10 protein-coding genes are annotated in these 13,348 nt (G+C 40.0%); 4 read left to right on the top strand and 6 right to left on the bottom strand.

All coding sequences use genetic code 11. From position 1 onward, the window contains the following. The first annotated feature begins 60 nt into the window (after nt 1–60). The gene (gene recD / locus MJX77_RS03540; protein WP_252060567.1) at nt 61–1,812 is read left to right on the top strand and encodes an exodeoxyribonuclease V subunit alpha; all 1,752 of its coding nucleotides are present in this window, start codon (nt 61–63) and stop codon (nt 1,810–1,812) included. Between the two features lie 700 nt (nt 1,813–2,512). Here recD and MJX77_RS03535 read toward each other — a convergent pair. Next, on the bottom strand, nt 2,513–3,811 hold the full coding sequence (locus MJX77_RS03535; protein ID WP_252060566.1) for a serine hydrolase domain-containing protein: 1,299 nt from the start codon (nt 3,809–3,811) through the stop codon (nt 2,513–2,515). A gap of 210 nt (nt 3,812–4,021) precedes the next feature. Here MJX77_RS03535 and rpsO point away from each other — a divergent pair, with 210 nt between their 5' ends. From rpsO to MJX77_RS03520, 3 genes are all read left to right on the top strand, one after another. Further along, the gene (gene rpsO, locus MJX77_RS03530; RefSeq protein ID WP_002114951.1) at nt 4,022–4,291 is read left to right on the top strand and encodes a 30S ribosomal protein S15; all 270 of its coding nucleotides are present in this window, start codon (nt 4,022–4,024) and stop codon (nt 4,289–4,291) included. Between the two features lie 258 nt (nt 4,292–4,549). Next, nucleotides 4,550–6,637, top strand: coding sequence for a polyribonucleotide nucleotidyltransferase (gene pnp / locus MJX77_RS03525; protein ID WP_174744975.1), 2,088 nt, complete (start codon nt 4,550–4,552; stop codon nt 6,635–6,637). 85 nt (nt 6,638–6,722) lie between these two features. Next, nucleotides 6,723–7,934, top strand: coding sequence for a magnesium transporter CorA family protein (locus MJX77_RS03520; protein ID WP_005301909.1), 1,212 nt, complete (start codon nt 6,723–6,725; stop codon nt 7,932–7,934). Between the two features lie 270 nt (nt 7,935–8,204). Here the strand turns inward: MJX77_RS03520 and MJX77_RS03515 are convergent, their stop codons facing one another. The 5 genes from MJX77_RS03515 to MJX77_RS03495 form a co-directional block, all read right to left on the bottom strand. Further along, nucleotides 8,205–8,534 carry a chaperone modulator CbpM gene (locus MJX77_RS03515; RefSeq protein WP_005301912.1) on the bottom strand — a complete coding sequence of 110 codons (330 nt, stop codon included), beginning with the start codon at nt 8,532–8,534 and terminating at the stop codon, nt 8,205–8,207. 11 nt (nt 8,535–8,545) lie between these two features. Next, complete coding sequence (locus MJX77_RS03510; protein ID WP_013199061.1) at nt 8,546–9,502, bottom strand: DnaJ C-terminal domain-containing protein; 957 nt, start codon at nt 9,500–9,502, stop codon at nt 8,546–8,548. Between the two features lie 146 nt (nt 9,503–9,648). Continuing rightward, nucleotides 9,649–10,260 carry a LysE family translocator gene (locus MJX77_RS03505; RefSeq protein ID WP_252060565.1) on the bottom strand — a complete coding sequence of 204 codons (612 nt, stop codon included), beginning with the start codon at nt 10,258–10,260 and terminating at the stop codon, nt 9,649–9,651. A gap of 135 nt (nt 10,261–10,395) precedes the next feature. Continuing rightward, nucleotides 10,396–11,271, bottom strand: a complete 876-nt coding sequence (gene hslO, locus MJX77_RS03500) for an Hsp33 family molecular chaperone HslO (protein ID WP_005301920.1) — start codon at nt 11,269–11,271, stop codon at nt 10,396–10,398. A gap of 163 nt (nt 11,272–11,434) precedes the next feature. Then, the gene (locus tag MJX77_RS03495) at nt 11,435–13,279 is read right to left on the bottom strand and encodes a monovalent cation:proton antiporter-2 (CPA2) family protein (protein WP_252060564.1); all 1,845 of its coding nucleotides are present in this window, start codon (nt 13,277–13,279) and stop codon (nt 11,435–11,437) included. Nucleotides 13,280–13,348: the final 69 nt, after the last annotated feature.

Genomic DNA, 13,348 nt, shown 5'->3' with positions numbered 1-13,348 from the left:
GTGGATAAGCCTGTCTATAACCATGTGGACAAGCGTGTGGAAAACTAGGTGGATAAGTGTGTGGACAATCTAAATAGCTCTGAACAGGCCGATTTAAGCTGGTTAACAACGTGGAGTAACTTCTTAAATCAGGCTCCATTTACTGAGCAATCGCAAGTGTCAGAAGCCACTTCTTACTTGCAGCAGCTTATTGAAGCGAGCTTACAAGGCGATAGCTGTATCGATGTCAGTTCTGAGCAAATTGCAGCACTTGGTCAGCTTGCTATATCTGCCGATCAAGCAACCTCAAATGTTGCCCCATGCGTCTATGATGAGCAGGGGTTGGCATTATACCGATATTGGCACCTAGAGCAACGACTTGCAGAACAAATTTGTCGATTAAAGCAACAATTAATTCAACCAGTATCTTGTGATGACCATTTAGACCTACTCACAGACCCGCATCAACAGGCAGCTTTACAAATGGTTGCTCGACAGAGCCTGAGTATCATTACGGGTGGGCCAGGTACGGGTAAGACCTATACGCTTGCACGTATTATTGCTGTGCTTAGCCAAGCGATTCCGAATATTCGTGTAGCGATGGCTGCTCCAACAGGTAAAGCTGCACAGCGCATGCAAGAAGCCTTACAGAACTCGTTTAATGACCCTAAATTGCTTGAGTCTGGATTAATTAGTGAAGAACTAAGGAATCAGGGAACACAAACAATTCACCGTTTGTTGGGAATGGGACATAGCCAAACACCACGGTTTAATCAAAAACAACCGCTTCCTTATGACGTGATTGTCGTGGATGAGGCTTCCATGCTGGATTTAAATCTAGCTACTCTTCTATTTGAAGCAGTGCCAGAGTCTTGTCGAATTATTTTATTAGGTGATGCAAATCAGCTCGCTTCCGTCGACGTCGGAGCGGTTCTTGCTGACTTGCAACAAATACAGGTACTCGCCGCTAACAGAGTACAATTACAAACCAGTCGCCGTTTTGCTGAAGGGGCGTTGATTGGGCAGGTGGCTAAATTTATTCAGGCACAAACCTATCAACAAGATCATGCAGCGGTTTTGCAACAGTTTGAAATCGACATTGTTCAGGTTTCAGAGTTACGTTCAATTCCTTTAGAAGTTGATATGCCCGATGTGGTTCAGCTTGAGTATTTGCCGGAAGGGAATCACGCAGAAGTCGAAATTTACTATCAGAAGCTCATGCTCGGTTTCCAAGGATATGTAAAAAGCCTAAAAAATTATTTAAAAGAAGAACGCTCGATTGAACAAGTCCAAAACATAGTAAAAGCATTTGATGACTACCGTATTTTAACGGCTGTTCGTCATGGTCCATTTGGGTTACAGCAGTTAAATCAATATGCGCAGCGTTGGATACAGCAACAACTTTCAATAGTGACAGCAGGGGGATGGTATGTTGGCCGTCCGGTAATGATGACTTATAACGACTATCAGCTCGGTATTTCAAATGGTGACATTGGTTTGTGTTTTGAACATAGAACTCAGCCGCAGCAATTTGAAGTATATTTTCCAAGTTTGAATAAATGGGTCGCGGCAAATCGATTACCTAAAAGTATTCAAAGTGCATTCGCTTTAACGATTCATAAATCGCAAGGGTCTGAATTTACACACACTGCTGTCGTTTTAGATCAAGCCGCAAAGAATTTATTAAGCCAAGAGCTTATTTACACTGCGATTACACGTGCTAAAAAAGTAGTAAGTCTTTTGGTTCATCCCGAAGCTTTACTACAGTCCTTTACAGTTCGTACGACACGAAAAAGTGGTTTAGTTCAGAAAGTTAATCGGTTAGTTCGTTAAGCCAAACTTAATATTTTCACCCTTGTAAGAAAAAGCTTACATAGATTCGAGATATTTGCTGCTAGAGTACACCCCACGTTTTTGAGATTATAAACGCACAACGAGCTTGGCAAGGAATGTCGGGCAAAATCGCACAATAACAATAGCTTAAGTCGAGAGACTGCGAACTTACAATGACGTAGGTGTATAAAGAGGAAACTTACAGCCGCTAAGCCTTGTAGTTTTGGGAGAGACTACAGGGCTTTTTTATATTCTCAATTTTATTTACTTCTAAAAATTATCAGAAAAGTTCGGATTTAAGCCAATATTGAGCGTGGTTTCTCTTAAAAAATTATATCAATAATATCAATATATTTATCTGTAATATGATTTTTAAACAGCCATTTTTCCTGTGAATTGTTAAGTTAAATGTTATACAGAACTGTACGATAATGGGGCAAAAACCGTTATTTATTAAATATTAGACAGACCTGTACGTTTTTGCTTACATGATGATAAGAAAAATACTACTTTTCTTCATAATTGGATATGTCACAATACATCACATAAGGAAATAGAAACAAAACAACGGAAGTCAGTTAAAACAACAAGAAGGATGTGACTAGCATCTCACCAACGATAATAAAAATAGAAATAACACGATAAACAAAAACTACAGCGCAAAAAACCCAAGCAGAAATGCTTGGGTTTTTTATTTAATTTACACTAAGTTCGTTTCATGAGCATCGCTGCCAAACAAAGATCGGCGCTGATCTCTAGGAATGCGTGGGCATTGTGTTGAAATCTGATAAAGCACATTGGCTAAAGCAGGAAGGTGAGTTCCCACGACCGATTTTCCCGTTGTTAATAGAGAAACACTGATATCTCTTTCAGGGTCGGCCCAACATAAAATGTTGGAGAATCCTAAATGACCAAAAGCTTGCCCCGTCATTGGACCAAAAAGGCCTACAGGATTGCTACCTAACATTGGACCTAAGGCATAGCGCATTGGAATTAATAAAGTACGGTCAATGTTAACGCCTGTGGTCGGCAGTGTTGCCCTGAAAATCGTTTTCTCACTGAATATTTGCTGACCGCCGTAGCTTCCACCACTTAAAAGCATTTCAAAGAAACGTCCAGCTTGTTCTGCACTCGTATAAATGTTGCCGGCTGGGCAAATTGTGTCCATGAAACGACTATCGTTAGTCACATCAACTGCAAGTTGCAACCCTCCACCCAACACATGATTTAGATAGTGATCGGTACCAAGCCGAGGGTGTAGACCTGTTGCACAGTTTAAGGCCACTTGTGAGCGGTATTCTGGTTTTAAGCCATAATTGAAATAAGGCATTCCCATTGGTTTTTCGATAGTTTGATGCACAAACTCACGTAAATCTTGCCCAGTCACCCGTTCAATGACTTCCCCTAAAATATAACCTGCCGTAACCGCATGATAGGCAAGATGGTTGCCGGCAGGAGACACAGGCTTGGCAGCATATAAACGTTTTAAAATTTCATCTTTATTAAATAGGAGTTCGGGCGTAACATCGCCATCAATATAGGGAATTCCGCCACGGTGTGCTAATAAATGAAACAGGGTTGCACGGCGCTTACCATTTACGCCGTATTCCGGAATATAGTAGCTCACAGGATCAAGCAAATTGATTTCGCCTTTTTCATCTAGTAGATGAATCAGCATGGCCGTGATCATCTTAGATGCTGAAAACAGACAAACGGGCGTATCTGGAGTCGCAATCAGGGCATTCTCTTGTAGTCCTTCTGGAGAGTTCCCTTGAGCATATCCAATGCTTCTGTTCAGCAAAACTTTACCTTGTCTACGTAAGCAGAAGGTAATGAGTGGATAATTTCCGGTTTTATATAGTGCTTCTATACTGTTCCAGATTTTTTGAACCTGGCGCTCAGTCATTCCACCCTGTTCAGCAGCAACTTCATCTTGACGACGAATAACTTGCTCAATATTGTCCGGTACTGGACAAGTGTTGGTTGAAAAAAATTTCACACGTCCCTCGCGCTTCTTTCTTTTTATGCAAAGCTAGTGTGCAGGGTTAACATGCTCGTGTCAGTGTCTAAAATGACAAGTTACTGAAAACTATTTTGCAATCCACCTATAGATACCTTAAAATAGGCAACTTGCTGTAGTGATGCACGGCAGTCAGTTGCCTCAACTGATTCATATCGTTTACTTTTTTAAGCATCTCGGAGAAATCGAATGGCTTTAACTAATGCAGACCGCGCAGAGATCATTGCTAAATTTGCTCGCGCTGAAAATGACACTGGTTCACCAGAAGTACAAGTAGCTTTATTGACTGCTCAAATCAATGATTTACAAGGTCACTTTAAAGCTCACAAACACGACCATCACAGCCGTCGTGGTTTGATCCGTATGGTTAACCAACGTCGTAAATTGCTCGACTACTTAAATGGTAAAGACCACGGTCGTTACACTGCTTTGATCGGTGCTTTAGGTTTACGTCGTTAATTCGATTTTCACTTTGTTTTCGCTATTTCGCATGTCGCAATGCTTTATCGCTGAAAAGAGAGTTTCACTTAATTTTAGATTAAGTGATGTTTAGAAGGGGCGCTTGTGCGCTCCTTCTTTGCGTTTAATATTATTTAAAATTTTTGGCCTAGTGTGATGGCTTCTAAGCTTTGTCATTTATCTACCAACAGTTGTAGTCTGAATGCCAAACCTTAGGGGTCTCACTAGAATAAAATTAGGAAAATACAATACATGTCAATGTTTAATATCGTTCGTAAAGAATTCCAATTCGGTCAACATCAAGTCGTTTTAGAAACGGGTCGCGTTGCACGTCAAGCAAACACAGTTTTAATTACAATGGGTGGCGTAACTGTTTTAGTTGCAGTTGTTGCTCAACCTAAAGCAAAAGCGGGTCAAGACTTTTTCCCGTTAACAGTTAACTATCAAGAAAAACAATATGCAGCTGGTCGTATCCCTGGTGGTTACGGTAAGCGTGAAGGCCGTGCTTCTGAAGCTGAAACTTTAATTTCACGTCTTATTGACCGTCCAATTCGTCCATTGTTCCCAGAAGGTTACTTCAACGAAATCCAAGTAACAGCAACAGTTGTTTCTTCTGACAAAACTATGGATGCTGATATTGCAGCAATGCTTGGTACATCAGCAGCATTATCTATTGCTGGTACTCCTTTCCGTGGTCCAATCGGTGGCGCACGTGTTGGTTTAATCAACGGTGAATATGTTCTTAACCCGAACTTTGAACAGTTGAAAGAAAGTGATCTTGACCTTGTTGTTGCTGGTACAGAATCTGCTGTATTAATGGTTGAATCTGAAGCTAAAGAGCTTTCAGAAGACCAAATGCTTGGTGCTGTGCTTTTCGGTCATGACGAAATGCAAATCGCGATTCAAGCAATTAAAGAATTTGCTGCTGCTGCTGGTGCAGTTGAATCAACTTGGGTTGCTCCAAGCAAAAACGAAGCACTTCTTGAGCAATTAAAAGCAGCTTTCGAAGCTAAAATTTCTGAAGCATATACAATTGCGGTTAAACAAGACCGTTATGCAGCACTTGATGCACTTTATGCAGAAGCTGTAGCTCAGTTCGTTCCTGAAAATGACGAAACTGGTATTGCTGATGAAGTAAATGAATTATTTGAAGACCTTAAATATCGTACAGTACGTGACAACATCTTGTCAGGTAAACCACGTATTGATGGCCGTGATACTAAAACTGTTCGTGGTATCGACGTTCAAGTTGGTGTATTAGACCGCGCTCACGGTTCTGCATTATTTACACGTGGTGAAACTCAAGCGTTGGTAACAACAACTTTGGGTAATACTCGTGATGCATTAATGGTTGATACATTGTCAGGTACTAAAACTGACAACTTCATGTTGCACTACAACTTCCCTGCATACTCTGTAGGTGAAACTGGTCGTGAGTCTGGCCCTAAGCGTCGTGAAATCGGTCATGGTCGTTTAGCACGTCGTGGTGTTCAAGCTGTTCTTCCTGCTGCTGACCGCTTCCCGTACGTAATCCGTATCGTATCTGACATTACTGAATCTAACGGTTCATCTTCAATGGCTTCTGTATGTGGTGCTTCATTATCACTTATGGATGCGGGTGTTCCACTTAAAGCACCAGTTGCTGGTATCGCAATGGGCTTAGTGAAAGAAGGCGAGCGTTTTGCAGTACTTTCTGACATCTTGGGTGACGAAGATCACTTAGGTGATATGGACTTTAAAGTAGCAGGTTCTGCAAACGGTATTACTGCGCTTCAAATGGACATCAAGATTGAAGGTATCACTGAAGAAATTATGGAAGTTGCATTAAACCAAGCATTTGCTGGTCGTATGCACATCCTGAATGAAATGAATAAAGTCATTTCACGTGCTCGTGCTGAAATCAGCGCACATGCACCGACATTTGAAGTGATTAACATCAATCCAGACAAGATCCGTGATGTTATTGGTAAAGGTGGCGCAACGATTCGTGCCATTACTGAAGAAACTAAAGCTGCAATTGATATTGAAGATAACGGTACAGTTCGCGTATTTGGTGAAACTAAAGCTGCTGCTCGTGCTGCGATTGCAAAAATTCAAGCACTTACTGCTGAAGTTGAACCAGGTAAGATCTATGAAGGTAAAGTAATCCGTATTGTAGAATTCGGTGCGTTTGTAAACATCATGCCGGGTACTGATGGTCTTCTTCACATTTCGCAAATTTCAAACGAACGTATTGCGAACGTGACTGACGTTCTTAAAGAAGGTCAAGAAGTGAAAGTACAAGTTGCTGATGTTGATAATCGTGGTCGTATTAAATTGACTATGAAAGACATCGAACAAGCATAATTGTTTGAATGACACGAAAAAGTCCGCTTGATGCGGACTTTTTTTATGGCATGATGCAAGTAATACAAAAACAGATCGTTGTGGTATGCAGGTTTATTATTTTTATCGCCATCAAAGTGACGGCTATGTCTTTTTAAGCCGCGAACAGCATAGTGAACATGTTCTGGAGTTTTTCTGGATTGATAGTGTCAGAACGGATGTGGTTAACCATAACGAAGAATGGCAACAAGAGATTCATAAGCTTTCAGGTGTGGTTATTAATGAGTTTCATATGCGGGATATTGCCAACATTGAACATCCCTGTGCATTTGACACGCTTGAAGAATATGACCTGTTAATTTTTAAGAAATTGGTTACGCCTGACGATGAAATTAAGCATGCAGAATCACAAGATAGTGTTTTTGGTTTAGCAACGACGCCGATTAGTTTTATTTTGACACCTGATGTGCTGATTAGTGTGCGCGAGCAGGGGAATAAGTCGATTGAAAACTATATTCAACGTCTCGAAAATATTTTATGTAAAACTTTAGAAGAACAAAACAAAACCCGTAAATTACCGAATTCACCCGTCGATTTATCATTACGCTTGTTAAATAGTATGGTTGATGGTTATCTTGATATCCGCTCGCCATTGACGAGAAGAGTAGAGCATTGGCAACAACAACTATTGCAGGGTAATCGTCGTTTTAAACAATGGCACCAGTTGTTCCATGAGAATATGGCCTTTCAGCAGGTCGAAAATTTATGTGAAGAACAAATCGAAACCCTTCAAGAGTTTCGGGATGAAATTGTAGAAAATTACCATCATGTTGTTGGCAGTCACATCCATAATTCTCAAGATATTTTACTGGTTCGTTTAAATGATTTAATGAGTCATGTGGAACGTATTCAGAAACATACTTTGCGGTTACGTAGCGCAATTCAGTCGGCCATTGATTTACATTTTTCTGCTATTGCAAACCAAACTAATGAAAACATGCGGATTCTTGCGATTATCACGGCAGTATTTGCGCCGCTTACCCTTTTAACGGGCATTTATGGAATGAACTTTGAGTTTATTCCTGGTCTTAAATCACCTGTTGGTTTCTGGATTATGTTGGGTGCCATGCTGATTAGTACAATTTTTCTGTTGTACTATTTTTATCGGCAGCACTTGGTTGGGCGTGGTGAAAAAAGTGTGATTGATTTACTGGCTCAACAGCATCGGCAAGATCGGATGAATTTGTTTTGGTTTTTGGAATATGAGCCGATTAAACAGACTGTGAAGGAGTTGGAGAAGATTACTCGGTTAAAATAATTTTTATTTTTATTGAATTTTTTCCAAAATTTGTTCGAGCTAATCGTCATCCACAACCTGAGCGAGAAAAAGCAAACATCGTTTGCTTCGAGCATAAGACAAACGAAGTGCGTAGCTTACGTTCAAATATAAATTTGACCTTAGTACGCACTTCAATATCTCTGGTTTTGGCCTTGCGTAGCTTCGCTACTCATGCCAAAACAAAAGTAACGTAATTAGCTGATGGAATAGACAATGAGTGCCAGTAGGACTCCGTCGTGACTATCTAATCTAATGAAAATGCTTCAACTGTTTTCTAAGTTGTTGTACTTCATCAATCAAATCTAACATCACCGCAACTGCTGCCAAACTTGCGTCAAAGTCACGTTGCAGACGATAAGCTTTACGTGCACGTGCTACATCTTCACCGATAAATTGGTGTGCTTCGGGCGTATTGTCGACAGATAAAATGTCATATTCAATTAACTGAATAATCCAGTCAGGGCTTTGACCACAAGCTTGAGCAAATTGTTGTAGATCAAATGTAGATTGTTCATCAACGACCTCCGCACTAAAGGTATGGCCGTCATATACAATTTCGCGATAATGAATGGTTGTCATGATCTTGCTCCCTAATGAGATGAACGAGGTTCGAATGAAGCGAAGGCTTCAGCCAGTTGCTGATAAGCTTGTTTTTCTTTTTCAGAATGCGCTGGTGGGAATACAATATTTAAAATTAAATAGAGATGGCCTGGCGTTTTATTTGGTATCCCTTTGTCTTTTAAACGTAGCTGTTGTCCTTGTTTTGCGTTGTGAGGTAAATTGACGTTTAAAGGTCCAGCTGGTGTTTTTACTTCAATACCCTGACCTAATGCAGCTTCCCACGGCGCCACATCTACAGTCAAATATACATCACTACCTTCAACATGAACGCGGTCTGTATCTTTATACTGAATTTCAATATAAAGATCGCCGTTGGCACCGCCATTGATACCACTTTGTCCTTGTCCACTTAAGCGGATTTGCTGACCTTCTTTCATACCTTTTGGTATTTTCACCTGTAAGGTTTTGCGTTGAACTTCAGGCTCGCCATAAGCATTCATGGTCGGGATTTGCAGGGTAATCTGTTGCGTTGATCCATGATAGGCAATATCAAGATCAACCTCTATGCTGGCATGTTGGTCTTCACCGCGATAACTACGCTGTTGTCTCTGGTACTGTTGCTGACCACCACCAAATCCTGCACCAAAGCGTCCAAATAAATCTTCAAAACCGCTAAAGTCTGCTTGTTCACCACCTGTAAAGCCTTGGCGATAAAACTGTGCTCCATCAAAACCACCTTGTGCAGCACCCTGACCAAAGTTATTAAAACCTTGAGGGTGATCTAACATCTGGTCATATTCAGCTTTTTTTTCTGCATTGCTTAACGTGTCATAGGCAACATTAATGGCCTGCATCTTTTCTTCCGCATCTTTTTCTTTGCTGATGTCAGGATGATATTTACGGGCTAGTTTCCGATAAGCTTTTTTAATTTCATCAGCAGAGGCTTTGCGTGTAACCCCTAATTCTTCATAATAATTTTTTGCCATAATGTTTTATCACGATGGAGTTGTTTATTTCATTATGAAACGATTTTTAGAGTTTTCAATAAGCTAGATTGTATAAGAGTTGTTCTATTCCAAAATGAAATTGATAGAAAAAGGTATAGGCAAATGAGGCCCATACCTTTCATGATTTAGATGGAACTTTGATATAAGCCATACAGGGCAATAAGTAAAAGTAATAAACCGCATAGCCCTAATATTTTTGGATATAAATGACTGTTAGAGAGGCGACGGAAGAATATATAAACCAAAGATAAGGTGAGGAAGTCTAAAACAATCCATGTCAGGGTGAGTATGGTTAGACTTAAATTTAAGTGAGGGGTAATAGAGACGAATTGCGGAAAGAAAGCCGAGAAAAAAATAATATCTTTAGGGTTTGAAATACCCACGAGAAAGCCTTTTTTAAAACCACCATTTTGTGCTGAAACTGTTTGTATTGCTTCTGGATGAGGTGCTTGAATCACTTCTTTAAGAATACTAAAACCCAAATAACCAATATATAGGCAGCCTAGAATACGAATGATATTGAGATAACTATCGTTAACACTTAGTACTCCCTTTAAAACGAGTACTGAAATAAAAATTAAGACAAGAGATGCTAGATTTGTACCAAAAATGGTTTCAAGCGCTTTTTTATAGCCTCCTTTAAGTCCAGCGCTTGCAACTAAAATCATTACGGGGCCAGGGGTCGCAATCATAATAATTACGCTAAAAATAAAGAGGAAATAATCAAAATAATTCATGGCGTTTTAAGCATCTATTTATAGGCTATAAAGTAGCCTTATATTATCCTATTTAAAATAAAATATTGAAAACTATCATCAAAAGTACAGACAAATAAAAAGGCGGTATATCCGCCTTTTTATAAATTTTAATGATTAACTCAAATGTTCACCAAATAATGCTAAAGCTTCTTCAGCAGTAAAGGTGTATTGAGTATTACAGAACTGACAATCCATACGAATTGGGTTCTGTTCTTCTAAGGTTTCATGAACAGCGTCTACACCAATTTGAATCAGCGCATTTGCACAGCGTTCTTTTGAACATGTACAACCAAATTTTAGTGCTTCAATTTCTGGTAAACGAACTTCTTCTTCGTTATATAAACGATATAAAATTTCGTTTGCATCTAAATTGGTCAGCTCTTCGGCTTTTAATGTTTCGGTCAACATTGTCAAACGTGGCCATAAATCTTCATCGACTAAGTTTTGCTCTTCTTCATCATGACGTGGTAAAAGCTGAATCAGTAAACCACCAGAGCGTTTGGTTGTACTTGCTAACACAATGCGAGTTGGAATTTGTGCAGACAAATCGTAATACTGCATTAAACAGCCAGCTAAAGTTTTTTGATCAAGAGGGACAATCCCTTGATAACGCTCGCCAAATTCAGGTTCAATATTAATAAATAAAACTGGATTAACTAAAGCGCCAAGAACTGTACTACTGTCTGTTGCTTCGATGAAGCGTGGGTCCGTTTCGTAATCAGCTAGAGCACGTACTTCACCCAAATGATTACATTCAGCCATTGCCCACTTAAAGGTGCCGCTAGCCTGGATTTGCAAGCTGATACGGCCTTTGATTTTTAGTGTACTTGCAAGTAATGCAGTCGCACTCAACATTTCACCTAACAGAATTTTAACCGCAGGCATATAGTCACGTTGAGCTAAGATAGTTTGTAGTGCCTCTTCTAGATGAACTACTTCCCCACGAACCGGAAAGTTCTCAATATAAAAGCGTTGGCGTAAATCAGACATAATATTCTCCAGGGCCCTAAGCAGAGTATAACTATTTCGTTTTAATCAAGCTTAGGAAATGCAGCGAAGCCGCAAGCCGGACAGGGGCAGCTTTGTGCCCATTGTCCAATTATTTAGGCAATGTGAATAAGTCCTTAATATAGCCATTTTCTGAAATCTCAAGTTATTCTAGATGATCTCTTGTAATGTCGATGCGATTTGGCTGTAAATGACGCTTTAAATTCACATCATGTTTTGATGTAGCCTGTTGCTGCGCATCACTTTCAAACAAATGTTCAAGTTCGGCTAAGGCATTACGATGTGTTTCAAAGATCTTCTGTTCATCAGTATAAATACTTTGCTGCTGTATGAGCAATTTCTCATCATAATCCCGAAAGATTTCGATATTGTTATAGGCTTGTTCATCTGAGATACCGAGTTCTCGTAAGGCGCGATAAGCCATTCCTAATGAAGATAAATACGTTTCACGCCAAATGTATTCAACGCCTAAATCTCTTAAAAGATGTACATGGTGACGGTCACGAGCACGAGCTAATAACTTTAAGTTTGGATAATTTAATCTGAGATGGCGAGCGACATTCATTGAATCTTCGACATCATCAATCGCTAAAATAAATACTTTGGCTTTTTCAATACCCGCGGAACGCAATAAATCTGGCTGGGTCACATCGCCATAATAAAGCTTGCCGCCATAGCGTCGAACAAAGTCTACTTGATGAAGATTATTGTCGATTGCGGTAAAGCCCAAATGTTGCAGGCGGGCAATACGCGCGATAATTTGTCCAAATCGACCAAAACCAGCAATGATAATCGGGTTATCCTGCTGAGGAATTTCATCGTACTCAGGTGGACGTTCTTTATTAAACAGAGGAATGACCTTGGTTGCCATAATCCAGTAAATCACTGGGGTAAGTACCATCGACAATGTGACAATAAGGGTCACTGGCTCTAATAGAGCTTGAGTTAAAATTTTCTCACTTTTTGCAAGACTCAAAATTACAAAAGCAAATTCTCCGCCTTGTGCCAAGCAAGTACCCAAAAGTAAACTATTGTTCCAACTGTATTTTTTATAGCGGGCAATGACAGTCAATATCAGTGTTTTGATGAGCAATAAGCCGACTGCTCCACCAATAATAAGTAAAGGCATTTCAATCAGTAGTGAAAGTTGAGTGGTCATACCCACGGTCATAAAGAATAAGCCAAGTAGTAAACCTTTAAACGGTGCAATACTCGCTTCAACTTCGTGACGAAATTCTGAATCTGCTAATAATACGCCTGTGAGGAATGCGCCTAACGTCGTGCTAATTCCTAAAGTGTCCATAAGCAAAACAACGGCAAGGATAATAAATAATCCTACTGCTGTAATAAGTTCAGTCGCTCCACTTTTTGCAACAAAGCGGAAGAATGGACGCATCACATAGCGACTAAACAGGAAGAGGCCCGTAAAGGTTGCAATAATAGCTGCAAAATAAGCGATCCCATGATGGGTTGATTCTGTTCCTGCCAATAATGGAATGATGGCAAGTAAGGGAATCGCCGCTATATCTTGAAAGAGTAAAATCGAAAAAGACTGCTGACCATAAGTGGTGTTGAGTTGCTGCTTTTCAGTCAGAAGCTGTAATACAAAAGCGGTGGAAGATAGTGCAAGGGCAAAACCAATGACAAAGCTGACAGAAAGCTGCTGTTGAAACAGTAATAGTATGATCAGCATAAGTACGCCACCGCTAATGAGGACTTGCAGACTTCCCATTACAAAAATAGAGTCACGCATTTCCCACAACCGCTGTGGTCTTAGTTCTAAACCAATCAGGAACATCAATAAAATGACACCGAATTCGGCAAGTTCCATAATTGCTTCAGGGTCATGTGCAATATTTAAAACACTAGGACCTAGAAGTATTCCTGTAAATAAATAACCTAAAACTGTTGCTATCCCTAGGCGTTTGCCAAGAGGGACTAAAATCAGAGAAGCTCCAAGAAAGATTGTTGCTTGCAGTAGGAATGACATTCATTGCCTCGAATGTATTAGTCTCTTTTAAGTGTAAAGCCAAAAAGGCTTCTTCACACCATGATATTC

The sequence above is a fragment of the Acinetobacter sp. AHP123 genome (genome assembly GCF_023757925.1).
GTDB classification, from domain to species: domain Bacteria; phylum Pseudomonadota; class Gammaproteobacteria; order Pseudomonadales; family Moraxellaceae; genus Acinetobacter; species Acinetobacter oleivorans.
This window is presented reverse-complemented; position numbering and strand designations above follow the sequence as displayed.

Excerpts from the sequence above, each read along its gene's own strand:
- rpsO (WP_002114951.1), top strand. The coding sequence starts at position 4,022 with ATGGCTTTAACTAATGCAGACCGCGCAGAGATCATTGCTAAATTTGCT.
- pnp (WP_174744975.1), top strand. The coding sequence starts at position 4,550 with ATGTTTAATATCGTTCGTAAAGAATTCCAATTCGGTCAACATCAAGTC.
- MJX77_RS03520 (WP_005301909.1), top strand. The coding sequence starts at position 6,723 with ATGCAGGTTTATTATTTTTATCGCCATCAAAGTGACGGCTATGTCTTT.
- MJX77_RS03515 (WP_005301912.1), bottom strand. The coding sequence starts at position 8,534 with ATGACAACCATTCATTATCGCGAAATTGTATATGACGGCCATACCTTT.
- MJX77_RS03510 (WP_013199061.1), bottom strand. The coding sequence starts at position 9,502 with ATGGCAAAAAATTATTATGAAGAATTAGGGGTTACACGCAAAGCCTCT.
- MJX77_RS03505 (WP_252060565.1), bottom strand. The coding sequence starts at position 10,260 with ATGAATTATTTTGATTATTTCCTCTTTATTTTTAGCGTAATTATTATG.
- hslO (WP_005301920.1), bottom strand. The coding sequence starts at position 11,271 with ATGTCTGATTTACGCCAACGCTTTTATATTGAGAACTTTCCGGTTCGT.
- MJX77_RS03495 (WP_252060564.1), bottom strand. The coding sequence starts at position 13,279 with ATGTCATTCCTACTGCAAGCAACAATCTTTCTTGGAGCTTCTCTGATT.